Origin of the sequence: Rhodococcus sp. OK302 (assembly GCF_002245895.1) — a bacterium.
In the GTDB taxonomy this organism is placed as follows: Bacteria; Actinomycetota; Actinomycetes; order Mycobacteriales; family Mycobacteriaceae; genus Rhodococcus_F.
Genome location: NZ_NPJZ01000002.1, coordinates 90,941 through 115,344, shown reverse-complemented (window position 1 = coordinate 115,344; position 24,404 = coordinate 90,941). Strand labels below are relative to the sequence as shown.

At 61.3% G+C, this 24,404-nt stretch carries 27 protein-coding genes and 3 pseudogenes; 14 read left to right on the top strand and 16 right to left on the bottom strand.

All coding sequences use genetic code 11. The annotated features are described in order from the left end of the window. Positions 1–66: 66 nt before the first annotated feature. Positions 67–792: a hypothetical protein gene (locus tag BDB13_RS28050; protein WP_094275348.1), complete on the bottom strand. Its 726-nt coding sequence runs from the start codon at positions 790–792 to the stop codon at positions 67–69. 513 nt (positions 793–1,305) lie between these two features. Here BDB13_RS28050 and BDB13_RS28045 point away from each other — a divergent pair. Further along, positions 1,306–2,485, top strand: a pseudogene (locus BDB13_RS28045) (acyl-CoA dehydrogenase family protein). A gap of 120 nt (positions 2,486–2,605) precedes the next feature. Here BDB13_RS28045 and BDB13_RS33220 read toward each other — a convergent pair. Then, a complete protein-coding gene (locus tag BDB13_RS33220; protein WP_254923089.1) occupies positions 2,606–3,052 on the bottom strand; it encodes a hypothetical protein in 447 nt (148 codons plus the stop codon). 291 nt (positions 3,053–3,343) lie between these two features. After that, complete coding sequence (locus BDB13_RS28035; protein ID WP_094275347.1) at positions 3,344–4,312, bottom strand: NAD-dependent epimerase/dehydratase family protein; 969 nt, start codon at positions 4,310–4,312, stop codon at positions 3,344–3,346. Between the two features lie 43 nt (positions 4,313–4,355). Here BDB13_RS28035 and BDB13_RS28030 point away from each other — a divergent pair, with 43 nt between their 5' ends. Continuing rightward, on the top strand, positions 4,356–4,997 hold the full coding sequence (locus tag BDB13_RS28030) for a ScbR family autoregulator-binding transcription factor (protein ID WP_094275346.1): 642 nt from the start codon (positions 4,356–4,358) through the stop codon (positions 4,995–4,997). Between the two features lie 22 nt (positions 4,998–5,019). Here the strand turns inward: BDB13_RS28030 and BDB13_RS28025 are convergent, their stop codons facing one another. The 3 genes from BDB13_RS28025 to BDB13_RS28015 all read right to left on the bottom strand — a co-directional run bounded on the left by BDB13_RS28025 (position 5,020) and on the right by BDB13_RS28015 (position 7,603). Next, positions 5,020–5,958 (bottom strand): ScbA/BarX family gamma-butyrolactone biosynthesis protein, encoded by a 939-nt coding sequence (locus BDB13_RS28025; protein ID WP_094275345.1) that lies wholly within the window; start codon positions 5,956–5,958, stop codon positions 5,020–5,022. A 201-nt stretch (positions 5,959–6,159) separates the two neighbouring features. Continuing rightward, positions 6,160–6,453 carry a hypothetical protein gene (locus BDB13_RS28020; protein WP_141210725.1) on the bottom strand — a complete coding sequence of 98 codons (294 nt, stop codon included), beginning with the start codon at positions 6,451–6,453 and terminating at the stop codon, positions 6,160–6,162. Between the two features lie 412 nt (positions 6,454–6,865). Continuing rightward, positions 6,866–7,603: a hypothetical protein gene (locus tag BDB13_RS28015; protein ID WP_094275343.1), complete on the bottom strand. Its 738-nt coding sequence runs from the start codon at positions 7,601–7,603 to the stop codon at positions 6,866–6,868. Between the two features lie 1,050 nt (positions 7,604–8,653). Between BDB13_RS28015 and BDB13_RS28005 the strand changes: the two genes are divergently transcribed. From BDB13_RS28005 to BDB13_RS27980, 6 genes are all read left to right on the top strand, one after another. Next, the gene (locus tag BDB13_RS28005) at positions 8,654–8,995 is read left to right on the top strand and encodes an Imm51 family immunity protein (protein WP_094275341.1); all 342 of its coding nucleotides are present in this window, start codon (positions 8,654–8,656) and stop codon (positions 8,993–8,995) included. Between the two features lie 449 nt (positions 8,996–9,444). Continuing rightward, positions 9,445–10,305 (top strand): hypothetical protein, encoded by an 861-nt coding sequence (locus BDB13_RS28000; RefSeq protein ID WP_094275340.1) that lies wholly within the window; start codon positions 9,445–9,447, stop codon positions 10,303–10,305. A 356-nt stretch (positions 10,306–10,661) separates the two neighbouring features. Next, positions 10,662–11,066: a hypothetical protein gene (locus tag BDB13_RS27995; protein ID WP_094275339.1), complete on the top strand. Its 405-nt coding sequence runs from the start codon at positions 10,662–10,664 to the stop codon at positions 11,064–11,066. Positions 11,067–11,068: 2 nt separating this feature from the next. Beyond that, complete coding sequence (locus tag BDB13_RS27990; RefSeq protein ID WP_094275338.1) at positions 11,069–11,260, top strand: hypothetical protein; 192 nt, start codon at positions 11,069–11,071, stop codon at positions 11,258–11,260. Positions 11,261–11,321: 61 nt separating this feature from the next. Next, entirely contained in the window at positions 11,322–11,534 is a 213-nt protein-coding gene (locus BDB13_RS27985) for a hypothetical protein (RefSeq protein ID WP_094275337.1), read from the top strand. Positions 11,535–11,761: 227 nt separating this feature from the next. Further along, positions 11,762–11,944, top strand: coding sequence for a hypothetical protein (locus BDB13_RS27980; protein WP_094275336.1), 183 nt, complete (start codon positions 11,762–11,764; stop codon positions 11,942–11,944). 83 nt (positions 11,945–12,027) lie between these two features. Here BDB13_RS27980 and BDB13_RS27975 read toward each other — a convergent pair whose 3' ends face one another. Further along, the gene (locus tag BDB13_RS27975) at positions 12,028–12,543 is read right to left on the bottom strand and encodes a helix-turn-helix domain-containing protein (RefSeq protein WP_094275335.1); all 516 of its coding nucleotides are present in this window, start codon (positions 12,541–12,543) and stop codon (positions 12,028–12,030) included. Then, positions 12,543–12,980, bottom strand: coding sequence for a hypothetical protein (locus BDB13_RS27970; RefSeq protein WP_141210724.1), 438 nt, complete (start codon positions 12,978–12,980; stop codon positions 12,543–12,545). The genes BDB13_RS27975 and BDB13_RS27970 overlap by 1 nt, the downstream gene beginning before the upstream one ends. A 53-nt stretch (positions 12,981–13,033) precedes the next feature. Here BDB13_RS27970 and BDB13_RS27965 point away from each other — a divergent pair, with 53 nt between their 5' ends. The 4 genes from BDB13_RS27965 (at position 13,034) to BDB13_RS27940 (ending at position 17,243) form a co-directional block, all read left to right on the top strand. Then, positions 13,034–13,612, top strand: coding sequence for a DUF7822 domain-containing protein (locus BDB13_RS27965; protein ID WP_094275333.1), 579 nt, complete (start codon positions 13,034–13,036; stop codon positions 13,610–13,612). A 395-nt stretch (positions 13,613–14,007) separates the two neighbouring features. After that, positions 14,008–14,409: a hypothetical protein gene (locus BDB13_RS27955; protein WP_094275331.1), complete on the top strand. Its 402-nt coding sequence runs from the start codon at positions 14,008–14,010 to the stop codon at positions 14,407–14,409. A 183-nt stretch (positions 14,410–14,592) separates the two neighbouring features. Beyond that, on the top strand, positions 14,593–16,137 hold the full coding sequence (locus tag BDB13_RS27950) for an ATP-binding protein (protein ID WP_094275330.1): 1,545 nt from the start codon (positions 14,593–14,595) through the stop codon (positions 16,135–16,137). Positions 16,138–16,997: 860 nt separating this feature from the next. Further along, a complete protein-coding gene (locus BDB13_RS27940; RefSeq protein WP_441347251.1) occupies positions 16,998–17,243 on the top strand; it encodes a BldC family transcriptional regulator in 246 nt (81 codons plus the stop codon). A gap of 614 nt (positions 17,244–17,857) precedes the next feature. On the opposite strand, the pseudogene BDB13_RS31840 reads toward BDB13_RS27940, so the two are convergent. The 6 genes and pseudogenes from BDB13_RS31840 to BDB13_RS27920 all read right to left on the bottom strand — a co-directional run. Continuing rightward, a pseudogene (locus BDB13_RS31840) lies at positions 17,858–18,005 on the bottom strand (IS1380 family transposase); the annotation flags it as partial. A gap of 92 nt (positions 18,006–18,097) precedes the next feature. Then, the gene (locus tag BDB13_RS27935) at positions 18,098–18,895 is read right to left on the bottom strand and encodes a hypothetical protein (protein ID WP_094275894.1); all 798 of its coding nucleotides are present in this window, start codon (positions 18,893–18,895) and stop codon (positions 18,098–18,100) included. A 432-nt stretch (positions 18,896–19,327) separates the two neighbouring features. Continuing rightward, positions 19,328–19,576, bottom strand: coding sequence for a hypothetical protein (locus tag BDB13_RS31835; protein WP_141210723.1), 249 nt, complete (start codon positions 19,574–19,576; stop codon positions 19,328–19,330). 1,033 nt (positions 19,577–20,609) lie between these two features. After that, positions 20,610–20,846, bottom strand: a complete 237-nt coding sequence (locus tag BDB13_RS27925; protein WP_094275327.1) for a hypothetical protein — start codon at positions 20,844–20,846, stop codon at positions 20,610–20,612. Then, the gene (locus BDB13_RS32345; RefSeq protein WP_169637929.1) at positions 20,833–21,006 is read right to left on the bottom strand and encodes a hypothetical protein; all 174 of its coding nucleotides are present in this window, start codon (positions 21,004–21,006) and stop codon (positions 20,833–20,835) included. The genes BDB13_RS27925 and BDB13_RS32345 overlap by 14 nt, the downstream gene beginning before the upstream one ends. Before the next feature lie 218 nt (positions 21,007–21,224). After that, complete coding sequence (locus tag BDB13_RS27920; protein WP_094275326.1) at positions 21,225–21,689, bottom strand: hypothetical protein; 465 nt, start codon at positions 21,687–21,689, stop codon at positions 21,225–21,227. A gap of 74 nt (positions 21,690–21,763) precedes the next feature. Between BDB13_RS27920 and BDB13_RS27915 the strand changes: the two genes are divergently transcribed. Then, on the top strand, positions 21,764–22,402 hold the full coding sequence (locus BDB13_RS27915) for a hypothetical protein (RefSeq protein ID WP_094275893.1): 639 nt from the start codon (positions 21,764–21,766) through the stop codon (positions 22,400–22,402). Positions 22,403–22,502: 100 nt separating this feature from the next. Here the strand turns inward: BDB13_RS27915 and BDB13_RS27910 are convergent, their stop codons facing one another. After that, positions 22,503–23,006, bottom strand: coding sequence for an MmpS family transport accessory protein (locus tag BDB13_RS27910; protein WP_254923088.1), 504 nt, complete (start codon positions 23,004–23,006; stop codon positions 22,503–22,505). A 173-nt stretch (positions 23,007–23,179) separates the two neighbouring features. On the opposite strand from BDB13_RS27910, the gene BDB13_RS27905 reads away from it, so the two are divergent. After that, complete coding sequence (locus BDB13_RS27905) at positions 23,180–23,626, top strand: hypothetical protein (protein WP_094275324.1); 447 nt, start codon at positions 23,180–23,182, stop codon at positions 23,624–23,626. 369 nt (positions 23,627–23,995) lie between these two features. On the opposite strand, the pseudogene BDB13_RS33215 reads toward BDB13_RS27905, so the two are convergent. Beyond that, positions 23,996–24,091 (bottom strand): annotated as a pseudogene (locus BDB13_RS33215) (IS6 family transposase); the annotation flags it as partial. Between the last annotated feature and the right edge of the window lie 313 nt (positions 24,092–24,404).

Below are 24,404 nucleotides of genomic sequence, written 5' to 3'. Positions count from 1 at the left end.
TATTCGGCCACGAATAGTTCGAGACGAATACGCGACACGTAGGGGGCGCTTGTCAGCCGCTATGGGTCACGACGGCGCCGTGGATGGTGCGTGGCGGCACACCAGCATGTGGTCGGCGCCTCGTTGGAATTCGTAGTCGACTTTCACTGCGCGGCCGACGATATTGCGGGCGTGTAGGTCGGCGAGCAGTTCGGCGAGTCGCGGGTAGGGCGCCGACGATCCCACAGCGACGAGAGGAAAGATGCGTAGCTCTCCGGAGGTGACGCGCATCAGTTCGGTAATCGCGTCGAGATGGAAGGTGTGGTCGAGGCGCTCGGTGTAACTGAACAGCAGGTGGGAGCTGAGTGCCAGATCGAAGCTGCCGTCAGTGAACGGCAACACAGGCAATCGTCCGGGGACGTAGCGTTCGGGGTGTCGGCGACGGTGAGCTGCGAACTGTTGGGCGGCGTCGTGCCTGCTGCGCTGGTGTTCGTCGGGATCGGTGAAGTATGTCCACGCATACTGTTCCGCGTGCGCGCGGACGTAGCGGTTCCCTCGATCCGTTTCGGATGTCGCAATGGCGGCAAGGTCGTCCGCACTGTTGTCGAAATAGGCTACGTCGCAGGCGGTTACATCGCCGCCGAGGCGGTTTACTTCGCTGGTGAACCCGGCGCCGCCGCCGGGGCAGTCGAGGATCCGGCGAGACAGGTCGTTGTCGGTGAGGGTGAACATCGCCCGGTATTCGTCGAGTGAGCGGGAACTGATCAGCATGTCGCCGATCCCGTTGATCTGTGGGTCGTTGTCGAAGGTCATGGGGTGGTCCTCTCGGTATGAGGCCACCTCATTGCGTCAACCGGGATGGATGCCTGTCGTACAGGTGAGGATCATCGGCCGCGCGTGAGGCGGCCGGAAAGTGCACAGTTCAGGGCCGCGGGTAGAGCGGCCACCAGAGCTGCGCGAATGTGTTCACCGGCCAATTAGAGCACGTTCGGATAAAACTCCGATAGGGAGCAATCACTAGGGTGTCGCGGTAAATCACTACAGCGACTGGCCGCACTGGAGTTGGATCGGCTGAACTTTACGTGTGAACGTCACCGGCAGTCTGCGAGGGCAAGCGACTCGTCCATGGGCCGGGCAGTAGAGACCGATGGCCGTCGACGCATCTGCAACTGTCGCCGGCTCCAGACGGGTCACACGGTCGTCGCCTCTCCGCAGAGGTGGGTGAATGCATAGGGAAAACTTGTGGGGCCGTTCTACTTCCCTAATTTCTAGAACATGTTCTACTTTGTGGATTAGCGTTGTGGCTATCAGTGGAGGCGGGAAATTATGGGACAGGTTCTAGACAATATTGTTCAGTTCGCCGACGAGATCCGCGCAGGCGGCGTCGAGGGCGACAAGCTCATGCAGCTGACGGACGGCAACGCGAAGCGCCTTCGCGATTCCGGCGTCATCCGCATGTTCCAGCCCAAGGAATTCGGTGGGCTCGAAGCTCACCCCCCGCGAGTTTGCCGAGACGGCAATGGCTATCGGTGCGATGGACGGTGCAACCGGCTGGGTCAGCGGCATCGTCGGCGTCCACCCGTGGGAGCTTGCCTTCTTCGACAAGAAGGCACAGGAAGAGGTTTGGGGCGAAAACCCTGACACCTGGATGGCTTCCCCGTACGCACCGATGGGCGTCGCGAAGCCCGTCGACGGCGGCTACATCCTCAACGGCCGCTGGTCCTTCTCTTCGGGAACGGATCACTGCAACTGGATCATGATCGGCGCCGTGGTCGGCGACGAAAACGGCAAGCCCGTCATGCCGCCGAAGCACCTGCACGTGCTTCTCCCGCGCAGCGACTACGAGATCGACCAGGACAGCTGGAACGTCGTCGGCCTGCGTGGAACCGGCTCCAAGGACCTCATCGTCAAGGACGCTTTCCTTCCCACCTACCGCACCATCGACGCCGGCAAGGTGTACGACGGCACGGCCTGGAAGGAAGCCGGTCGCACGGAGACCCTGTACAAGTTCCCGTTCTCCTGCATCTTCCCGCTCGGTATCACCTCCTCGCTGATCGGTATCGCCGAAGGCGCATTGGCCTGCAACATGGCTGCGCAGCGTGAGCGCGTGACGGTCAGCGGTGTTCCGATCAAGGAAGATCCGTACGTACTCTTCGCCATCGGTGAGGCTGCTGCCGAGATCGCCGCTTCGCGTGCAGCGATCCTGGAAACGGTCGACCGCTTCTGGGACATGACCGAGAAGGGTCAGGAAGTCTCCTTCGAGCTCCGCGCCATCGGTCGACGCACCCAGACGGCTGCCGCGTGGCGTGCAGTGCGCGCCGTGGATGAGATCTTCGCTCGCTCCGGCGGCGGCGCATTGCAGCTCAATACCCCGATGCAGCGCTTCTGGCGTGACGCGCACGCCGGCCTGGCTCACGCCATCCACGTGCCCGGATCGATCTTCCACGCGTCGACGCTCTCGCAGCTCGGTGGCGAGCCGCAGGGCATCCACCGCTCGATGATCTGATTCACTCCACGGAAGCGCTGGTCCAGTTCGCGTGGATCACTTCACTTGGGATAGGTGGTTCCTTCTCAGGCAATGGGATTCGGTCATTTGCCCGATGCTGAATTCCATTGGGGTTTGGGATCACGTGCCGGGAGTAATGACAGTGAATGCGATGGTGGACGTCGAGGTGGCGTTGCGGGACTGAACGAGATACGAGCGGAGTGCTTCGGCGCCGTCGTTGGCCAATGACTGTGCGGCGCCAGGTGTTCGGCCGCGCGCTGTAACCGACATTCCGGCGACCTCTGCTGCCGGGGTGATCGTCAGGTCGGGCTGGTAGTCGGCTGCGGTACCGCCGCGGGTGTGCGCGACCCGTTCAGCGGTCTCGGACAGATCGGTAGGGGAGATGCTGATCTGCTCTGCGTGATAGGCCCCGTCTGACGCCTGAGATGATGTCACGCTGAACGTGACCAGTGCGGTCCTGGTGAAGGCGATTGTCTTGGTCCACCACAGGGTCCCGGCGACCACGAGTACGGCGGTGAGGAGGATCGGCAGGATCAGCCGTTGGTGCTGGGTGGCGAAGGTTCTCATTGGCCAGTTGTACCGTGTGCGGTACTGCAGGTGCGTGAGCCGTCCGATTCTGGCCCATCCGAAGTAGGCATGATTGGTGACCGGGATCCGATGTTGGTTCTTTTGACGCGGAGTGGCTCGTCACAAGGATCGGTTTAGCTCCTCCAGAGATCCGGTGCCGATGCTCACAGAAACATCGAAAACCGAAGGTGAACATCTTCCTCGGCCGTCGCGGCGGTGGGATTCTGGGCATGGAGTCCGCGTAGCGGAGAGGTAATGCGTTGCCGCCCCTGGGTGCGTCTGATTCGTTGGTTACATCGTTCGTGTCCGGTGCAGTCGGGTCGGGTCGAGACCGGTCAACGACCAGAGCCGGGTGGGGTCGTACCAGTGGTCGTGTCCGACGAGGTCGACGATACGTGGGGGGAGCCCACGCTCGCCGGTGAGCGTGATCGCAGCATCGAATGCAAGGTTGTTCTCGGGGACGGTTGTCAGCCCACGTTGCGCCAGAAGGGATACGAGCTCGCGTACTGTCACCGGGTCCGGGTGACAGGCGTGGAAGATCTCGCCGGACGGGGGTTCGTCGCGTAGTGCGACAGCGACGATCGCGGTGGCGAGGTCTCCGATCGCGATCACCGATGCCCGCGCTGCGCCGTTGTCGACCCAGGAACCCAGGCGTGTGGTGATGTCAGCGAGCCCCATCAGAAATGGGGAGCTCGTACCTCCGTAGACGAAACCTGGCCGAAGGACTGTGCCTCCGTATTCTCGGATGGCTTTCTCGGCTGCCAACTTGGTCGTGCTGGCGGCGGTGACGGGCGAGGGAATGAGATCGCTTTCACCGGCGCGGGTGTGCGGACCGAGTCCGTATACGCCAATGGTGCTGATATACAGGATATTTCGCACACCCACGGCGGTCGCGGCGTCGATCACACGCTCGGTACCGACTCTGTTCGTCCGATCGCACACGCTAGGGTCGGGGCCGATGTACGAGGCGGTGTGAATGACGGTGTCCGCGCGGCCGAGGGCTCGTTGCAGACTTGTCGGATCGTCGAGATCGGCGCAAGCGACGCGTGCCGTCGTAGGAGTGAGCGCGCCGGGACGTCTGACTACGGCGGTGCACGGCACACCGAGTGTCGTGAGATGCTCGAGCACGGCAGATCCGACGTACCCGCTAGCCCCGACGACCGCGACGTGCCGATCTCTAAGCGGACGGCGTGAATCGAGGAAGTGGCGCGCCGCTGGTAACGTTCGTGCAGGAAGCAGCTCGGTATGACTATGCGGCATAGCTTTTCTCAGGGGTGATGCAGCGATGAAGGGGTGAGGTCGTGTGGTGAGGCAAGCGCGCGCGGTAGCAACGCGGGAGCAGATCGTCTTGAGTGCTGCGCAGGCCTTCGGGAAGTCGGGATTCGAGGGGGCCAGTCTTGCCGAGATCATGGACCATAGTCAGGTGTCGAAGGGCGCGATCTACTTTCATTTTCAGTCGAAAGAAGAGCTGGCACAAGCGATCATCGAGCAGCAGCACCGAATATCGATTGCCGCAATCGAGACTGTGGCCTGTCTCGAGAACTCGGCCATCGAGCAGATCGTCATGTTGTGTCATGAGATGGCCCGGCAGATGATCGAGGATCCTGTTGTCGGGGCGGGGATTCGGCTGACTCTCGAACTCAGTGCGGTCAACGGTCCGGCTGATCCGTACGTGGACTGGATCGAGGGATGTCGGGTCCTGATCCAGCACGCACAGCGCGAGGGGGACATCGTGGGGACTGTTTCACCTTCAAGTCTCGCAAGAACGGTCATCGCGTCCTTCACCGGTATCCAGATGGTCTCGAATGTGTTGTCGGGTCGTGCGGATCTCGAAGAGCAGATCGACGTATTCTGGGGATTCTTGTTGCCGAGCATCATGCCGGCCGCCCGCGGTGGTCGGATCGGCGATATCTGTCGGGCGCGTTTGCTTCCCTACGCGTCGTAGTCGGATCATTCGTTGTCGCGGTTCACGGGGTGCGGTGGGGTCGGGACAAGCGCACCGACCCCACCGCGACCTTTGTTCCTTCTTGTTCCAAGGTGACCACGGCACTGTGGTGACCGTCCCGGTCCAACACCACGATCACGAGTGTGTGCTCATCGAGTTCGACAAATTTGGAGAAGGTGACATCGAGTTCGTCGACAGCCGCCTCGACATTGCCTGTGGCGGCATGCGCGCCTTGGCGGACCGCCTCGAGGACCGACATTCCCGGGACATGGTCACACGGATGATCGAAGAGTATGGGATGGGTTGTGTCAGTGCGCAATTGCCACACACCTTTTCGTGGGTGATTGCTCAGAACGACGTCGGCGGATCTCGATCTTCCCACGGTGTGCGGCTCGACGGGTTCCTTGCAGATCGCCGGACCAACGCCGTCAGCTTGTCTCGATGTCCACCGAAGTCGATCATAGGTCTCCGGCGTCATCACGTTCGCGATTCCGAGGCCGGTGCCGACGACCTTCCCGTCGATGACGAATCGAAGATTGATCGTGAACTGCTTCAGAGCGGAGTCTGATCGCAGGATTCCGGACACTGCGGCATCGATCCGTACGTCGGACGGATACATTCCGATCTGTCGAAGGTCGGATCGTGCCTTCACGTGAATCCGCTGCATCACAAAACGGGATGTCAGGGGCACCCGGTAGCGTGTGTGTGCAAGGTAGATCGCCGATTGTCGAAGGGTCTCGGCGAGCAGCATCGTGTCGTGTCGACCGGCTACTGACTCGTAGAACGTGTGCGCCCGTGGCCATTGCGCACCCAAGACGAATGTGTCCGGGATTTCTGTCGAAATGCATTCTGTGACAAATACTTCCGCGACGGATCGTCGATGAACCAGCCTTCGGGGCACGGTCGACTCGAACCCCAGAATCGGTGTTCGGTCTGTTGAGTGATCAAGCGTTGCAGTCATGTCGCCGGTGTCTCTTGCTCTCCTGGGCAGTCACGCGATCGAGTGACCGTCGATAGTTTACCGAGCATATCGAACGAACCGTTTGTTATTGAGGAGGGTGCCGCCCTACTTGGGGTGTGGGTTCACGCGGTCGTCGGAACACTGTCGAATGAGAGGTTGCGACGACCGTGCCGTTTTGGAGGACTGTGCCCGGATTGATGATCAATTGGTGAGGCTGGCTGATTTCGGGATGTCGGTGAAGGGATTCCACTGCAGCGCTGGTGATTTCGCGTCAACGCTGCTATGTGACCCTGCGTGCGGTGAGGCGCCCGGCAGGAACACTGCGAGGTCCTCGTCGATCACAGTGTCGCCGGTGGAGCCGGTCTCTACCAAGGTTGTGGCGACACGATGGTAAGTGGGTGGATCGTGCTGTCGAGGACGTCGTCGATCTGCTATTCGCCGAAGCGTTTCCTCGGTGCCGCGCGCAAACATCGAGAACTGCGGGGTGCGATTCACTTTACTTCGCTGCACGGCATTTTTGCAGGCCATGCGTAGGTGGCATGTCGCTGACACACAGCTGGTCGCACAGCCTGAGCAGTCAGTTCACCTGCGATGTAACTCCTGACCTGGCCCGGTGTCCCACCAACAGAATCCACCCCGGCGTTCCCGAATCGTGTTGATCCCCAGTCGTATTCCGGAAAGTTGACAGAGACGCGGTGACTGACGGTGAGTGGATTGGCGACCGACAGCCGCCGGCGGCGGCACTGCCTGGTCAGATCAGTCCGGTGGCGTTGGAGATCCATTACCCAGGTCGGTACGGCGGCGTCGATCGCCGCCTGACCTGTGTCCACTAGTCGAGGGCAAGGCCAGTATGGGCAGAGCCACCAGCCTGCGCTGGTGGCTCTGCCCATTTCTTCGCGTAGCTGAGTCAGCTCAGATTGCCGAGCACATTGCCCAGGATTCCGCCGACCACGTTAGTGAGCGAACCCTGCGGATCGGTGATCGAGCCGAACACCTGGCCCGATCCCGTGTTCACCGAGCCGAAGCCCATATCGTCGAGGCTGCCGGAGCCGGCCTCGACGGGGTTCGGCGGACGGACGGTGACGCATACGCCCATCGGGTTGATCTTCCAGTAACCATTCGCGAGCACGATATTGGTGCCGGCACCGCTATCGATTTTGGTGCCGACGGCGGCGCTGTCGGGGATCTTGTAGGTGGTTTCCAAGGCGATGACGGCGCCGCCCATTGTGGTCCACCCACCGCCTTTTGCGGTAACGGAGTTATCGTTGCCGGGGACAACGGTAGTAGTGACGTCCGACCACTTCTGGTCCCCGACAATCCATTTGACGCTCAGGCGAGCCTTCACCAACTGGAACCCTGCCGGGTGGTAGTCAGTGATCTCGTTGACGAGTGCTCCCGAACCCGACACCTTGGTGACGTAGGTGACGTTGTTGCCCGCGGCGGCGGTGCCGTCGCCGACAACCTCCTTACTGAGGGTGTAGGGCGTGTTCAAGGAACCGGCCCATTTGGAGGTGACCGACTGGCTGGTCGCGCATGTGGGTGCGGCCTGTGCCACCGAGGCTCCGAGTCCAACGGTGACGCCGGCGGCGATGAGGGCCAGGGACGCGGTGGTCGCCACAGCATGGCGTAGTGAGCGGCGTGACATGTAGTGCTCCATTCAATTCGGGCGATCGTGCAATTGGGTCCTGAACGCCCCCGCGTCAGGTTGGGATGCTGGCCTGGTCACGATGAGTCGGAAACATCGAGACCGGACGTCCCTATTGTTTACAGGACGGTTGTCCATTTCGGGGGGAAGATCGGCATATCTATCCAATTTAAGGTTTGCGCATTAGTGGCTGCATGACCGTTGTGTCCATTTGTGACCAACATCACCACGTGACGGTTTTTCCTTCGGCAACTGCCGTCACATCGCCATTACCAGCGGAAAGGCATCTTCGGATCCCCGCTGGATTCGATTGTCAGGATAGATTATCGGCTCGATTTCCGCATCTTCCTGGTTATCCATAGACAAGCCGTCCTTTGTAGGTGCGCAAATGCCACTTATTTTGTATATGGGACGCAGAAGCGGGTTCGAATGTCGAGCCCGGATGTCGACCTGGCGCACGCGTCGCTCTCCATTGCCGAGGCCGTAACGTCTCGATGTCACCTTCGATTGATTCCTTCGACATTTCCGGATGGCAGTGGACATCATCGGCATACGATCACCAAGGCGGCCGGCGTCTCTCGGGTGACGTTTTACCGCGTAGGGTCCGACTAGCTGGCAGTCATTGCCCCTGCCGGAGCCACCTACGACACAGCTTAAATATTGTCTAACTTGTTGGTAGTCAATATTTTTGGAGGCTTTACCCCAAGGTATGACCGCAGCTGAACTCTGGTACGTCAGAGTGGCTGGCAACGTGCATTTTTCTTGCGCCACCGGTGGGTGCGCGAGGACGATCTCGGCCGCTGGTGGGTGATCGGTGCCTACAACTCGACCGTGGGCTTCGAATACGGGATCGGATGGGCACAATTGGGCAATGTCGGCGGTGGAAGATTTCGGCGGTGGAAGATTTGAGTAGCGACTACCCGCAGGGCATTTACACGCCCAGCCCCGGAACCTGTACCCGAGAACGACTCACCACCTTCGCCGTTGCACTCACTCAATCCGTAGGCCGTGAGAACCGCACCTGTCGGTCGGATCTGATTCAATGCAGGCATGACATCGCCATCGATCGAACCTCTGCAGCTTTTCGAGACGTCACCGGGAAAATGGTCACTGATGCTCACGGATCAGCACTTCGGCAGAGTCGCAGCGGTATTCGAGCAAGTTGAAGGGTTCGACGGGGGAGGTTACGACTGGGCTTCGGTGGCTCACGCAGTGGTCGGACGCGATGCGCCGAATCTGGAAGGCCGATTCGACACCGATCCCGAAGCCGGGATGTTTGTTGCGTACGGCGGCGACCATGAAGCGCTCGGTGAACTCGGTGTACTTCTCGCCAAGGCGTATTCGGATGCTGAGTACCTCGGCGGACTGGTCGCGATTTCCGAACTCGATTAGTCGGATCCAGATCGACCGCTAGAACCCAAGCCTGAGAGATCCGCGGTCCTGCTGCGGCTGAGGCTGCGTACCTTGACAATTGGGATGACGACGGTGCGGAGCGATCGTTGTCAATGTCGTGGGCGATGGTTCAGTCGATGCCGGAGGCCAAATGCACAGAGATCGAGCAGCGCTGGGATCCGGACAGCTAGGAGGCTGAAGCGCTCGGCTTCTGATCAACGGCCGGCGGTGCGGCCTGCTCGTCTACTGGACTGCGTCAGCTTTCACGGGTGCCCTGCGCGCGTTCGTCATGCCAACGATCAAGCCCGCGTTGCCGTTACGGCTACGTGGCTTGGAGTGTTCTTCAGCCCCGCGGAACCGGGCGGCCCCGCCGGCTGGTCGAGTTCGATCGCGCCTTCCGCTACCGTTGACGGTGACCAGATGATCGCGCATCACGCTGGGGATGCCCAATGCACAGCACCACGGGACCGTCGCGATCTGCGGGGATCTCAGGTGTCACGACCGCTATGCTCGTCGCCTGCGCTGTCGCACTCGCCGCGGCTTTCGTTTTCACCCCGGGGGCGCTGGCGGGCAGACCGGGCGAAGGTTGCGCAGACCAGGGTGAACTTATCGAGACGGTCCGCGCGGCGTTCGTCGGATATTGGAGTTCCGGCGTCCGGGCTTTCTCTCCGAGGTTGGAGGCAGTTGTCGACTACTGGTTCCGGTATTACGTGGCCAAGGCCGTGATTGCTGCAATCCTGCTGACGGTCCTCTTCGCGCTCGGAGCAATCCTCCGGAAGTCGTTTGCGAAGGCTGGTCCACTCACGGCGGGAAAGAAGATCGCATTCGTCTCGGCCGGAGGACTTGTCACGGTTCTGGCGTTGTTCTCATCGGTGCTGGTGATGGCCAACGTTCAGGGCGTCATTGCGCCGTTCGCCTCGTTGATGTCGGTGTTGCCGGTGCGGGAATCCGACGGAGAACTCGCCGATGCTCTCGGTCAAGTCAGGCAGCAACTCGCTGAATCGACGAGCGCGGGCAACCAGATAGCGCCTGCCCTGGATCTGATGATCAGCGACTTCGCTCGATGTCACCTGGCCATGGCTGTGATTGCGCTGATCGGCGCGGCCGTCTTCATCGGCGCGAGCGTGGTGTTGTGGACTAAGTTCGCCCGAACGGCACGGTCCAGCAGGCGGACGAGGCGTGTGTTGGGGTCGATCGGTGCACTCTGCGCAGTGTTCGCGCTGGGATTGATCGTTGTCGGCGTGGCGAATACGGCCACTGCAGAACACCCGGCGCCGGCGCTCTCGGCCTTCTTCGATGGTGGGCTCTGAACACCCGCGATTTACTGAGTTGGGCAGGCTTGAAAATCAAGCCACCGATAGCTATGTCAGGGCCGATGTCGCTGCCGCAATCGATGGACAATTCCTCACAAGTGCAGTCCGAGAGGCAAAGCAGTCCCTGAGTCACATACGTTGCGGCGACGATACCGATCCTGTCGGCCAGCCCAGGCCAGCCGCAATCAACACTTACAGGCAGTCCCCTCCCTCGAGACGAAAAAGCTATACCTCGACATCGGTAGTACCGACGTCGAGGCGTAACTCTTGCGCTTCTTTACCTACCGACCGGTTTGTCTGATTTAATGTTTGTCAACTGTCCGTCTCCCCTCGATCTCAACCGAAAGAGAGCCATGAGCAACCTACCCAACACCCCGCCCACCGACGCCGAGATCACTGCTGCCGCCCTCAATTGCATGGCAGAGCGCGCAAGTGGCGGCGTGAGGATCGCTCAAGCAATCAAGAACATCAGCTGCAAAGACGGGGTTGTCACCGCAATCTTCGACCCTGCCAAAACTGGAATCACGGTCGAACTCTTTCACGACATCAATAAGTTCGGGAACCTCGCACAGTTCGTCGGCACGCCGTTTGCATTCAACGATGACGATGGAAAATGGTTCCGTCAAAGTCTGGTTCGAATCGACACGGCGCTCTCGGATGGATCGTCACTTGGAACGCTGACGACAGCAGAGCTACACAAAATGGCCGAATCACGATCGGCTCGGAATAGTGCAGCAAACGACGGCCATCCGCAATAGCCATGTCGGATGATCTGATTCTCGGCGAAAACCCGCACGCCCTCGACAACGAGACACTGATGCTCAGACATCGCCAGTTCGTCACAAGATCCACTGAACGCGCACTGGCGGGAGACTTCGAGGGGCGTGACGTCTGGGCGCGGGCCGCTGATCGCTTCGCGGCGGTCGCTCGACGGCGCGGCCCAGGGTTCTGAGGATTGAAATTCCAGGCAAGCGGCGTCGGCCGGCTTCGCACATGAGATAGAGGAACCGAATTTGACTGACTACCTCGGCTATGAAGATCTCCGGATCTCAAACGACGCCCCGAGAACGAACGGGCTTCAACGGGTGATCTACGGATTCCTTGACGCCGAAGGGTCACCAACCGACGCCGATCGGATTGCACTACTGGGCCTCATGCAGATCGTCGGAGAATTGGAATCCACTGCCCGCGAACCCGATTCAGAACGCAGGCGACGCGGCAAGTGAAGTTGCAACACGAGCGGACCGACCCAAATTCCATGCAAAACTGTTGTGCGCTCGTTGACTGCCCGGAAGATCCGGGTTCTGGGGTGGCTCACCCGATGGATCAATGTTGTCCGTCACGGTTTTCGATGAGCCCACGCCGCAGGTCATGATCTACAGCGGCATTGGCCCGGTCGGCTGCTGAACCAGTGCAACCAGAACGAAATCGGCCCTACCAATCACGGGTATACATGCGCACGATCGGACGCAACTGCACTCTCACCTCGATTGGTGTCAACATCGAGGTGTGGCTGCGGGCGGTGGTGGCGGTCATCGGTGAAAATCTCCTCGGCTGGTGGGGTTCGTCATTGTTGCAGGGCCGGTCGTTTCTGGTGGAGCGGACGCCAGCTGCAGATGGTTCGGGTTGCGCGTAGTGAGGATGCCGGTGATGGTGATGGTGATGGTGATGTTGATGGTGACGACGACGATCGACGAGGGGACGTGTCATCACCACAGGTCAAGGGTGGGTGAGCGCCAGGCCTACTTTCTCCGACGTAGTGCGGCGGGGTCCGACTGCTGCTTCGAATGGTCGGTTGTAGGACGGTGAATCTGCTGGGACCGCGCGGCGGTGATCGGCGGTGCGGAATCTGGTGGCCAGATCGACGAGCAGCTCCAGCGATGCTCCGGAGAGTCCGTTCGCAGTCAGCAGCAGCTGTTTGAGTGCCAGGTCATCGAGGCGTTCGACGATCTCGGTGTCCGAGGCCTGTGCGCGGGTTCGATCACCGGACCAGGGGATGGTGAAGAAGTAGCCGGGCGAGACGGCGAAGTAGTCGGCCAACGCGGCCACGACTTCCTCGGACGGGTTATCGCGTATTCCGTTGCGCAACTGCGAGAGATATGGCGCCGAGAGCCGGCATCCTTGTGCCAGAAGTCCTTTCGCCACTGCCCTGTTGGTCGGCCGCCGATTCGCGGCGGCGAACAACTCGTTCAATCGAATCTGAAAGACGTTTTCGCTGGCTACTCGCCCGACCATTATCGACTCATTTCCTTCGTCGTCTCCTTCTGTGTTCGAGTGAGGATACCGACGAGGTGGGCGTGCAGTGCGGGCTGGTTCGCCGGTGACGCTGGCGGCGGGCTGCACGTCGACGGAATCGATCGGTCCTCCGGTGAGCAGAGGTCCGCCGTATCCTTGCGCGGTGCCTGAGAGTGTCGGCGTGCCGAGTCGAGCAACTGTGTCAGAGTTCGGAACTGCTGTTCGGCGCTGGCAGTGAGGGCGGACCGGTCCGCCCTCACGCCCGAATCCGTCTCGGGCGCACTTTCCTCGGCGATGGCTGCGCATCCGGGAGAGGTGAACTGATCAACGCTGCGGTCGAAAACGTCGATCGGAGATGAAGTCCGGCCCGTCCACGCCTGCACCAGACGAGATGCCGTGAAGTCGACGATGCCGCCCACTCGAGGGTGGACCAGCACCGCGGGCTTAGACTCGGCTCGTCACCCGATCCGACTACAGACAGGAAGCGGCCGTGGCCAACCGCACCTATCTCTACACCACTCCTGTTGCCCCTCAGGAAGATCCGGCGTCGGCCCGCATCCAGCGCTTCACCGGTATCTCCGAGTGGTCGTACGCAATACCGCTGGTCCCCCGGGTCCTCGTCTCCGTGGACCCCCGTGCCTGCCAGTCGATCATCTGGGACGGCACCCCCGACCTAATCGCGGTCACGGCGCGCTGCGGCCCCGGAATCGCCCGGCTAGACGGCTTCCTCGGTCGTATCGACCACCCCGGCCGCGGCACGATGGCCGAGGATGCGCTGCGATTCCTGCGCAGCCACACCGAACCCGACCACTATTTCGTTCTCGAGTGTGGCGAGGTCTTCGACATGGACGACGAGTCGTTCGCCGACCAGGGCAGGTCACTGCTGGCCGGGCTGGCGGACATCGACGCGGAGATGGAGGCGGCGTTGGCCAGGCTCGCACCCGTCAAGCCGAACTTCTGGCAGCGGGTGTTCACGCCGTCGCAGGAGAGTATCGAGGAACCCCTCCGCGAGCTCGGTCTCGGTTACTGGTCCGAGACGTTGTACGTCGAGCTCGACGGCCCGCGATAGGCGTGGCAGAGCGGGATTCGGGCAGGGTCTTCACCACGAGTTCCAGACCTTAACAGGGCAGGTGAAGCGTGCGGAGACGTGAGCGCGTTATGCGTGGGCAGCGTCCGAGGTCACGAAATGTATGCGTGTGGCTAGGGAGAATGGGACTGCCTGGACTCTGGTTGAGGCCCTCTGTCGGGTCTCGTCCGACATCGACCCGGCCAGCACCGCCTTCTCCGTGACCATCCGGACGCTGCGGTGCACCGAGATGTCGAGGCCGCATCGTTCATCCATCGACGGTGGAACGGTTTTCTCACCAACCCCTAAGAGTTCACCAACGAACGCCCAGTTTTCCGGCCATAGATTCGGAGATGTCGAGGCCACCAGGGCCGCGGCACCGAGCGAGGAGATCACCCATGCGCAAGACCGTCATCGACAACCCCGTCCGCCGGCGAGTAGCCATCACCGCAGCCGGAATCGCTGCCGTCGCCGCGATCGCCGTGCCCGGCGTTGCCTGGGCCAGCGGTGGCCTCTCCGAGACCGCACCGGTCGTAGTCTCCGACACCGCCGCGGAGTCGGTCCCGGCCATGCAGTCCGACACCCCGAACGGCGAGTGTGCCCGCGCCCTGACCCCGGAAGAGGTCTACGCGCTGGTCGCGAAGGGTGAACTCAACCTGGCGGACATCACGCCCGCTGCCGCCACCGAACCCGCGGTCGTCGCCAGCGCCGAAGAGATCCGTGCCCGCGGCGCGGACGAGACGGTCGCGAGCGCGGACGCGCAGAACGGCGACGTCACACCCGCCGTACCGGCCTGCTGACCCCGGTAAGTGCTGGGGGCGGGCGGGCCTCGTTCCTCCGCGATCAGGTGCGATGGATCAGGTGACTGACACCGTCTGCATCCTGATCGTCGACAACCAGACCAAGGTCCTCTCGTCCCTCTGTCCGGGGGTTCCGTCTGTCCGGTTTCGGCATGGAGACTGCACAGACGGGGCCTCCGCGCTGTGCTCGGTCGGGCGCAACTGAAGCGCCGGGTGTGGGGCTACGACGTCGACACTGACACCAATGTCGTCGACGTGTTCGACACGGACACCGATGTCGTCGACGTGTTCGTCACGTACCTGCATAGAAAACTGGAGGCGACGGGAATGCCGCGAGTGCTGCACACCGTGCGGGGGAGTCGGATTCGTACTGCCGGAGCAGCTATGAGGGTGCGCCGGCGATCACCGTCCCTCCGGACCCGGGTGGCAATGGTGTCGGCACTGGCGGCGGCCATCGTCATCGCCGCGATCGGTATTGCATGCGCTGTGTTCCTGCGAGTGAACGGATCCGCTCAGCTCGACCGCACACTCGACTCGGTGGTGTTGAGCGTGGCCGCCGAGACGACGATCGCGGAAACCTCGGAGCTCCCGAGCGCGGAAACCTCGGAGCTCCCGAACACGACGATCCCCGAACCGGCGGTGACCGCACCCGGCGACCACGTCGCCGAATCCGGCACGGTCCGAACGGAAACCCTGGCGGGGAGGACCGTGCGCGCCCGCGACGTCCCGGTCAACGGCACAGACGGCACGTACCTCGCCGTCACCGTCCCGGAAGACACACTGTCGCAGGCGATCCGCCAACAACAGTGGCAGGTCGCGGCAGCCGCGGTCGCGGCGATCGCGGTGGCGGCCGGGCTCGGCTGGCTGCTCGCCGGCCGTGCCGTGCGGCCCCTGCAACGGCTTGCTGCCGCCATGCGCACTGTCGGGGACGACCCGTCCAATGTGCTTGCGAACGTTCGAGGCGCCCGCGAGGCGGAGGAACTCTCCGACGCGATCACGGACATGCTCGGACGGATGCAGCAGGCGCGTAACCGAACCCAGGAGGCGCTCCGCTCGGCTCGCGACTTCGCCGCGGTGTCCGCTCACGAGCTGCGCACCCCGCTCACGTCGATGCGCACCGATCTCGAGGTGCTGGCGACGATGCCGCTCTCCGACGAGCAGCGCGCCGAGATCGTGCGTGATGTCCTCGCCACGCAGCGTGAGGTCGAGACGACGCTCACGGACCTCGAGCGTCTGGCGGTCGGTGAACTCTCCGACGTGGCCGACCATGAGGAGGTGGACCTCGTCGACCTTGCGGATCGCTGCGTGCAAGAGTCCGCGCGGCGGCTACCCGACCTGGAGATCGAACTGTGTGCCCCGGACGCGTTGACGGTGCGCGGGATTCCGTCGGGGCTGCGGCTGGTGCTCGACAATGCGATCATCAACGCGGTCCGTCACGGGCGCGCCGGGCTGGTGCGGATCACCCTCGCCGAGAACGGTGCTCACGGCGTCGCCGTCACGGTGGACGATGACGGTATCGGTATCCCCGAGTACGAGCGGGCGGGGATGTTCGTCAGGTTTACTCGGGGCTCGGCCGCGCAGGTCGAGGGCTCCGGACTCGGTCTGGCGTTGATCGCTCAGCAGGCCGCGTTGCACGGCGGCACCGCCGGCCTGTCGGAGAGTCCGCTCGGGGGTACCCGACTGCGGCTTCGGCTGCCACCAACACCCCGCGCGCACTCGGCTGGCTAGATGCCGGCGCGGCGGATCAGGGTGTCGGTCTCGCTCGGGGAGAGGGTATCGAGGACCTGCGGCAGGTCCGTGTAGGCGGGGCATCACCTCGACGGGGCTCGGCGCATTGCGTCCACCAGCCAGGACGCTGCGTGTTGTGTTCGTGTGTGTTGATGCTGTCGGGTTGTGCTGAACTCGGCGAAGAAATCTCTCCCCTTCAGTGTTTGGACGAGCGATGCAACAATGGCCCGCACCGGATTCTCGGAGCCCAAATCCGGTGCGGGCCTTTTGTGTTGAGGGACATCGAGCCGCTGGTACTGGGTCGCCGTCTTCTCGGCGAAGGCATGCGCAGGGGTAGGGGCTGTGAGTATGGATCGGGTAACGTGCATCAACCGAGCCGCTGACGCTGTTGTCGATTGCGCGGCCTACATCGATGGTCTGTGTATTCCGGAGATCTGTACACCGGAAAGGGCGAATTCGAGGGGTTTTCGTCATGCACTTCGGGGGGTGATACTCGGGGTGAAGTTCCCTGCGGCCTCTCGTTTTCTGTACTCATCTGTCATAGTGTTCTGCCGCATGCCAAATCCCCGAAAGACCGGTGTGCGCGGGGCTCGTTGGTGCGAGCTCAGATGTGCCGGCAGCACCTGACGTGTGCCGCAGCCTTCGCGTGAGCGCGAGGGCCGCGGCATGTCTATTTGTCTGAGTTCGCTGGGACGGGCGCGTTGACGCTTCTGCGATGTTGGCGCGTCTCCTGGCGGCGGATGCCCCGTGTGAGGAAGGGGGCTTTTCGTCGTTTGGGGGCTCGTCGACGAGATGGTTGCGAGCGTGGAGTTGTCGTCACCGTGCGAATCGATCCTGATGTAAGGAAAGCGGTAAGTGGTATGGAACAGATGACGGTCGATGTGGCTTTGCAGAACGATGTCGCCGCAACCAGGTGGCCGCTCGATGAGGAGCTTCTCACTCCGAAACAAGTCGCGGTTCTCTTTCGCGTCGATCCCAGGACTGTTGTTCGGTGGGCGAAGGCCGGCAAGATCGGATTCATGACCACTCTCGGCGGGCATCGTCGCTATCGAAGCGCCGAGGTGCATTCTCTTCTTCGTGCGCGCGGCAATTCTCGCCCATCGTGAAGTCGGTGGGATACGTGATTATCGGACGGTAGTGGGCGACGCGCTGAAAACTGCCGCATCGCCAACACTGTGGACCTCGCCAATTCAGTATCGGCGCCAGCTTCCGCAAAACGCAGCAACGACGGTATTGGTTGGGGCTTTCGTCGTGTGCGGGGCTCACCGACGAGATGGTTGCGAGCGCACTCCGTCGGTGAGCCGTGCGCACCGGTGGCCGGTGAACTCCGGTGCGCAGTTCGCGAGGCCCACCTCCGGCGAGCTGTCAGCCGGTAGACACGCCATCTGCGATGACGACCAGCCGCCGCGACGGGGAGACAACCGCCTGCGTGAGAGTGGAAACCCCGACTCGGGCCATTGACGAGTCGGGGCGATCCAACGTCATCCGTGTTGAGCACACAACACGGATGACCCGCTATCCGTGCCGGGCTGCCCCCTCCTGACTGACCCGCCGTATCCACGATAGGACTGTGCTCGAGCTCGGTCCAGAGTTCCGCTCGGAATCATTCGGCTGGTGACCGAAGTCCCCGGTCTTCCGGAGATTGTGAACTGCTCCCCGGGAGTGGGGACTTTCGTCGTTGAGCGGACTCTTCTTGTCGCACTCATCGAGCCTCGCGTGGCAGGTACTCGAGGAAGGCGTGGGTGCCGTCGGCGCCATCAGCGCGGATCAACACCTTTGTTTCCGGCCGCGTCGGATGTCCGGAACGGCAACTGCGTCAACGCTTGTCGAGTCACCGGAATACGGTCGGCGGCGGTAGTGGATCCGGTGTGCACGTTCTCGGGGCCGATGGGGTGGCCGGAACCCGGCGCGTTCCGGTCCACCCCGCTCGGCACCTGTTGGCGCTGATGCCAACCGGTTTTCAGCTGCCGAAGCTACCGAAGATGCTGCCCAGGTCGCCCAAGCTACCGAGCGAACCGGTGGACTCCACCACAGCGAAGTTGGTGGTGCAACCGTTGAACTTCACGGCATCGACGTTGGTGTCGCCGGAAGCGGCGCGGCCGATGCTCATGCCGTAGTGCTCGACGGTGGCGGCGGGGTTGGCGGCGACGATCGTCGCCAGGCTGGTCGGGACGTCCGCAGCTGCACCGCCGATGGTGCGGGTGCTGGTCCACAGACCGTTCTGGAGATTGGCGCGTGTTGCACCGTTGACGGGGCTGGCGGCGTTGTTCGGGTTCGGTTTCCAGTAGATGGTGGTGTATCCGTTGTCGTTCGGGTTGGTGGTTCCGGTCAGGCGCAGCTGGAAGGCTGCCTGTGAGGTCGGGGCCTTCTCGTCGAATCCGATTTCCTTCGCGGCGGCCTCGGCGAGCGGGATCGATCGGGCCGAGTGGTAGGACACGGAACGGTTGTTGGGTGAAGGTTCGACGATCTTGAGGTTCAGTGAGCCGTCGGTGTCGAGGACGTTCTCTGACGAGTAGAACGCTTTCTGTTGCTTTTCGTCGGGGAAGGGGATGCCCCAGCCGGCGGGGTCCTGGTCGGTGGACAGTGTCGAGCAGGTGAAGCCGTCGGAAGAGCCGAGTGATCCGCCTGATGAGCCGAGGGATCCGGTGTCCAGAGAGCCCAGTGAACCGGTGGCGCCGGCGAGTGCCGGAGCGGTGAGCGCTGCTGCGCTGACGAGTGCACATACGAAACCGGCGCGACGCTTGGAATGGAGAGACATGAAGAATTTCCTTTCACACAACTTCTCGGGAAACGGAATCGAATGGAAACGTAGCACGACAATTCGGACATTTTCGACGAAAATAATATTCATGCCGGCCACCTGCGTGATGCGTTACCGGCACATCCGGAAAATTGTTTATCCACCGAAAGTACTAATGCGTGGATATAGAATTGAAATGTGGACAATCGATCGAGCCGAATGCCATCGACGGTAAATTACCCCATTGTCCAGCGGAAACAAGTCAAACGCAACGCACCGTGAAAGGTGAACTGGACTTTCAGCCAAAACGTGTATTCTCGTCACTTCCGTCGGTATGCGCACCCTGAAGTTACATGTAGATTCGTTCGAAAAATACTGTGAAAGATTTACCCGAGGTTCGGATATTCGAGACAGATGGGGGACAAACAAGACTGGGTTCGGTCTGTGGACTCAATACCTCGACGCTTGTGCAGGTGGTGTGGGGTGCGGTGGCTTGCCGAGTTGGATGATGCGCTCGATGAGCGTGTGGAGAAGCAGGTCTGAGGTACGACCCCCGACTCGGGGAATGCCGCGTTGAGGATGCATGAACGCCTCCGCATTGAGCACCCAATGCGGGAACGTTCTATCCGCGCCGAGGCGCCACCGTAACCGGCCCCGCAGATTCACGGCAAATCGGAACGTGTCGGAAGAATGTGACATCTGCGAAATGTTTGCTGTTTCCCTATCGCGGGTAAAGGGTTTTCAGGTCGCAAGAGGCAGATCCGGGAATGCGCACGGAACTCGAAAATACGACTCAGGTTCTTGGCGGTTGAGCACACAGCCGGCAGGAACTGCCTTCGGGTAGGCATTCACCCCGGGCGATCCTGCCAGTTTCGTACGAAACCCCCGAATTCGTACGAAACCCCCGATTCTCCGGAAAATTTCGGAGAATCGGGGGCGTTTTACGTCGTCCGCATTGAGCACACAACACGGACGACCCGCTATCCGTGCCGAGCTGCCCCCTCATGACTAACCCCGCACATCCACAGTAAGACTGCGCCCGTGTTCGGTGCAGCGTTTTGCGCAGATACATTCAGGCAAATGGTCAAAGTCTCTTATCCGGCAAAAGGGGTCGGCTCTTCGCGGCGTGTAAGTCCCGGGAGATAGGTACCCATCCAGGTACTTTGACGCATGTGTGCAACTCGCTTCGGTGGCACAGTCGAGGAGTGCCTACACATGGCGATCGGAGGTGATTGCGATCACGACTCTCAAAAATCAACTGGACAATTGTCAATACCTGCTAACACGAGCCCGGCTGGCGGGCGATGACGACGCAGTCCAGGGATTCACCGAGCATCGAGAACTGTTGGTGAAGCAAATGGCCAGCGCAAGAACTCACCTTCGCCTTGTGTAATTGGAGGGGGCCCACCTCCCGGCGAGTGACAGCCGGAAGGCGGGCCAGGCGCGGCAGACTCTGCCCACAGATTCGCCGCAGCAAGCACTAGATGCCCACGCTCGCGCGGACGTAAACCCGTTGCACAACGAAACCCCCAGCTTTTCGAGTGAAAAGCTGGGGGTTTCGTTGTTGACCCACCCAGATTGCGTGTGACAGCGACTCGGGTGGGCCGTGCGCATCGGGGCCGATGCGTGACTCGATGCGCAGTTCTGGTGGCCCACTGAATTCTGGATTTGACTGCCAGTTTTCAGTGGGCCGTGCGCGCCCGAGCCGGCAGGTGGACGCGCACCCGTGATGTTACTTCGCGAGATCCGTCCGAACGCCACGGCCTGGACGGTTCGCCTTCCATTCGTCGATCGTCTTCTCGGTCCATCCGGCGATCGTCCCCCGGCGTAGTGACCCATCGTCATCGACCGGGCCCACTGTCACGTCGGGCGCTGGCAGTTTGTATCCGCTCAACGTCGGATCGGCCGCACCGATACGTTCGGCAAACTGCCGCTTGGACAGGTAGTGGATAGTCTTACGCTGCGCCATGACGACGCCCCGCATTGCTGACGGCCCATGCTCCGATGCCCGCCCAGACGACCCACAGGGCAAGCATCGGCTTGCTGCAGTTCGTGACCGTGAGCAGTCCGAGGATGACACCCGATGTCGCGGTGGCCTGTACGCCACGGTCGGCGATATATCTGTTCATCGTGTTCCTTTCCTGAGTCGATCGGTGAGATGATGTGGCGGGAACCTGCCCGGTGACTTCGGGCAGGTTCCCCTCTCACTTACTCATCGTCCTTTGTTGTTTCGTCCCTGCCAGCTAAAACTGCGACCGCTGTGCAGCGACCCGATGAATGCCGCGAACAGAACCAATAGTTCCAGGCCGATGACGATGCCGGCGCCGGCGACTATGCTGCCGTTTTGCTAGCTACAGAAAGCCTGTACCGCTGCAGTCCCAGCAGCACTTCCATCGGAGTAGTAAGACACGATTCCACGTTTCTGCTTGATGGAACGGTCGTCCGAAAGGACGCATTCGCGGGTCAGCTCGAGGTCGATGAATTGCTCCTGGGTCAACGGCGTCCCGGCCGTGCAAATGCCGAGATCGCTTGCGCTGCCTGACTGGCCGTACAAATATTGAGCATAATAAGTCGCACCCGAATAGTGAGTGAAGCCGCAGAAGTGGGCGGGCATTGAGCCACCCGGCTTCTTCGCCGTGAGGGGTGCCGGTACCTGCGTCGCCACGACGGGTGTTTGAGGATGCGTCCTGATAGTCGTCGTAGCGACGACAGCATCCGACGCCGTTGCGCTGACATCGCCCTGACTGGTGTCCGCGCACGACATCAAGAGCAGTGCGGCAGGGATGAGCAGGGCCGCGAAGGTTCGCTTCATCAGTAATAGATACCAGACGGTTTGTGTCGCGGCCTATGCTCTAGGCAAAGAATCCCCAAGCATAAGGAATAATGATGAGTCCGCGAACTACATGGCTCAGTACCCGATCAGCGGAACTCCGTGCCGCGTTGCAGGACCTAGGACTGACAATTGCTGACACCGAAGCCCAGTCTCTCCTTAATGAGAAGGTCGACGAATACTCGACGCTTATGCGCGTTGGTCGCCAAACCGCACAGCGGAACTTCACAGACGAGCACCTTGTCAAGTTTGCTCAGTCACTCGCGTTGTCTATTTCCGATGAAGCGCCAGGTGCGAATCTTGTCGAATTCGAAAGATTGATTTCGATGTCGGTTGCCGCTGTGGGATTGACGACAGCCGCTTTGGCCGAGGCACTGAAGGTAGCGCACAGCGATCTCGACGATAAATCGTCGGTGGCCGGACTGAGCCTCCTCTCCACCCTCGGAATGATCACCGCCGAGGCTACAAGGTTTCTCGTCCCGGTTCCGCGACCACTACTGCTCCGCATCTCCCGATTCCTCACCACCGCCGCGACGTCCGTCGAGGAAGGCTCAAACCTTCCTAGCGGGTTGGAAGAATCCAGTCGAACACAGTTCGCCGACATCCTCCATCGGGATGCGGACGGAATCCGCTCGATCGCAAACGCTAACGACGGTGACACCCCGGAGTTGTGGCGCACGCCCAATCCGCACTAAGCCGGATCGCGAAGCTGTGAAGGGCTCCCTTTTCGTCAAAAGGATTCCAGGCAGCGCAAAGCCCCCACCCGAACAGGTAGGGGCTATTCGTCGCTGCGGACTAGTTCAAATCAAAGTCCGCCTGAGTGCACATTGCCGACGCACCAACACCATTAGCAGTGTTTTCGGTCAGAACCTTGCCGTTGGCGATGATCTTGCACGTGATCGTCCCACTGTCGTCAAATCCATTGCTTGCCGTAACGGTCGCAATCTTGAGGAGTCCAGTTACGGTCACATCTTTCGTCCACGGGAGCGTCGCTGCAGTGTCCTGGGACATGTTCGAATCCTTCCCCGTATACGTGATAATCGCACCCTGGGCGCCGCCGGTCACCTCGTAGGTGACGACAACTTCCTTCTTCGATTCTTCGTCGACACTGCTGATCGCACCTCCAACCAGGGCGGTGCAACCGGCGAAGAGCGCAATGAACACCACGAAGATGGCCAGCAGGATCCACGGCCACTTCTTCTTTTTCTGCGGCGGCTGGTACGGCTGCCCGTACTGCGGTGGTTGGCCCTGCGGTTGCTGTCCGTAAGCCTGGTTCGGATTTTGCGGCGACTGTGCCACGTTGTGTTCCTTCGAGTTTGTTGTTCGCATGCCACTTGGCGAGTGCTGCACTATCAAACCAGACGGACCGGTCGCGTTTGTAGGGACAAGGAATATTCGGACCCGGCCAGCACTTGGAGGTGAGCTCGAACTGCTCGAACTCCCTGATGCGAAGCCCCGTAGCGTCAAGTCTCATGAGTTCCGAATCAGCCGCTGCACATGAAGTGATCGCCAACTTCACTCAGTGGAGTGCGGATCGACGTTTCTCCGCACTACGATCATTGGTTCCTGAAGACGTCGACGGATCGCTGCTGGCCCCGTTTCTGCTCGCGGTTGCGGCCGAGGTGTCAGAAGACGACTTGGTGAGGATCGAAGCGACGAGGGTCTTCGGCATTCTTCGGATCGATGACGAATTCCTTGCCGAGAGATGCCGCGGAGCGCTGATACACCTGGCCCGGACGGACGACGATTGGGATGTCCGCAACGCTGCTGGTTGCGCGGTATTCAACCTGCCTGGCGCCGAAGTTGAACTCGACACGATGCGCTCCGTGATCGCGGCAGAGCAAGAGGGCTTCGTGCGCGAGAATGTCGGAGCCGCTTTGGACATGTTCCTCCGACGCCGCGACTCCGCCAAGTTCTAGCCACTTGACACCTGAACCGGCGTGACAGCCGGCGCAATTTCACAAAGGCTTGCCCGTGCTGAAGCGTCGGGCCTGGTGGAGCGATCACCCGCACAGGAGGGGTCGAGAGTTGTTCTCGTGACCCTTACGGGCGCCGGGCATGAACTGGTCGAGCGGTTGGTCGACCAGGTCCTCGGACGCGAGGAACGGTTGGTGTCAGTGCTGTCGGAGTCGCAGCAAGGCAACTTACCGAGTTGTTGCGACTGCTTCTCGAAGGTCTGCGCGGCGAACTGGATGATCCTGGTGCTGCGCATGTCGGTGCGTGACTCGACGCGCAGCGCCGGATTACCGACACTGTGGACAGCTCAGTCAATGTGGTTGGGTGGTTCCTTCTCGGAACGAGAGGGTGAATCGGTGGTACAGCCACACGCAGTGCGCGATGATCTCCCGCGGAAACCGGAACCCTTTGTACGTCGACGACATCATCGGATCATTCCAGAGCAGCGGATTTCAACAACTTGACAGTGCCGTGTCGACGAAGAATTAGTGACGCTGCCCGATGCCGGCCGGTAGGTGATCCGGCAGTTGGGTCTCTCGGACCTATCTGGCATGTCTTTCACGAATTTTTTGGCACGTTGCGCGCGGCGCTGGTCGGGTCACGGCGAGACAAGGGTGAATCTCGCTATCCGGCCATGCATTCCCCGGAACGCTGGATATAGACGGTACCGGGGTGAGTTTGACGCCGAATCCCCTCGAGCGTATTCCGGTTGTGGAGCCTGCCGGAGCTGTTTTCCCAGAG

Bases quoted from the DNA above. Each gene is read 5' to 3' on its own strand.
- BDB13_RS28050 (WP_094275348.1), bottom strand. From the start codon at position 792: ATGACCTTCGACAACGACCCACAGATCAACGGGATCGGCGACATGCTG.
- BDB13_RS33220 (WP_254923089.1), bottom strand. From the start codon at position 3,052: ATGAGAACCTTCGCCACCCAGCACCAACGGCTGATCCTGCCGATCCTC.
- BDB13_RS28035 (WP_094275347.1), bottom strand. From the start codon at position 4,312: ATGCCGCATAGTCATACCGAGCTGCTTCCTGCACGAACGTTACCAGCG.
- BDB13_RS28025 (WP_094275345.1), bottom strand. From the start codon at position 5,958: ATGACTGCAACGCTTGATCACTCAACAGACCGAACACCGATTCTGGGG.
- BDB13_RS28015 (WP_094275343.1), bottom strand. From the start codon at position 7,603: ATGTCACGCCGCTCACTACGCCATGCTGTGGCGACCACCGCGTCCCTG.
- BDB13_RS28005 (WP_094275341.1), top strand. From the start codon at position 8,654: ATGACATCGCCATCGATCGAACCTCTGCAGCTTTTCGAGACGTCACCG.
- BDB13_RS28000 (WP_094275340.1), top strand. From the start codon at position 9,445: ATGCACAGCACCACGGGACCGTCGCGATCTGCGGGGATCTCAGGTGTC.
- BDB13_RS27995 (WP_094275339.1), top strand. From the start codon at position 10,662: ATGAGCAACCTACCCAACACCCCGCCCACCGACGCCGAGATCACTGCT.
- BDB13_RS27990 (WP_094275338.1), top strand. From the start codon at position 11,069: ATGTCGGATGATCTGATTCTCGGCGAAAACCCGCACGCCCTCGACAAC.
- BDB13_RS27980 (WP_094275336.1), top strand. From the start codon at position 11,762: ATGCGCACGATCGGACGCAACTGCACTCTCACCTCGATTGGTGTCAAC.
- BDB13_RS27975 (WP_094275335.1), bottom strand. From the start codon at position 12,543: ATGGTCGGGCGAGTAGCCAGCGAAAACGTCTTTCAGATTCGATTGAAC.
- BDB13_RS27955 (WP_094275331.1), top strand. From the start codon at position 14,008: ATGCGCAAGACCGTCATCGACAACCCCGTCCGCCGGCGAGTAGCCATC.
- BDB13_RS27940 (WP_441347251.1), top strand. From the start codon at position 16,998: ATGGAACAGATGACGGTCGATGTGGCTTTGCAGAACGATGTCGCCGCA.
- BDB13_RS27935 (WP_094275894.1), bottom strand. From the start codon at position 18,895: ATGTCTCTCCATTCCAAGCGTCGCGCCGGTTTCGTATGTGCACTCGTC.
- BDB13_RS31835 (WP_141210723.1), bottom strand. From the start codon at position 19,576: ATGTCACATTCTTCCGACACGTTCCGATTTGCCGTGAATCTGCGGGGC.
- BDB13_RS27925 (WP_094275327.1), bottom strand. From the start codon at position 20,846: ATGGCGCAGCGTAAGACTATCCACTACCTGTCCAAGCGGCAGTTTGCC.
- BDB13_RS32345 (WP_169637929.1), bottom strand. From the start codon at position 21,006: ATGAACAGATATATCGCCGACCGTGGCGTACAGGCCACCGCGACATCG.
- BDB13_RS27920 (WP_094275326.1), bottom strand. From the start codon at position 21,689: ATGAAGCGAACCTTCGCGGCCCTGCTCATCCCTGCCGCACTGCTCTTG.
- BDB13_RS27915 (WP_094275893.1), top strand. From the start codon at position 21,764: ATGAGTCCGCGAACTACATGGCTCAGTACCCGATCAGCGGAACTCCGT.
- BDB13_RS27905 (WP_094275324.1), top strand. From the start codon at position 23,180: ATGAGTTCCGAATCAGCCGCTGCACATGAAGTGATCGCCAACTTCACT.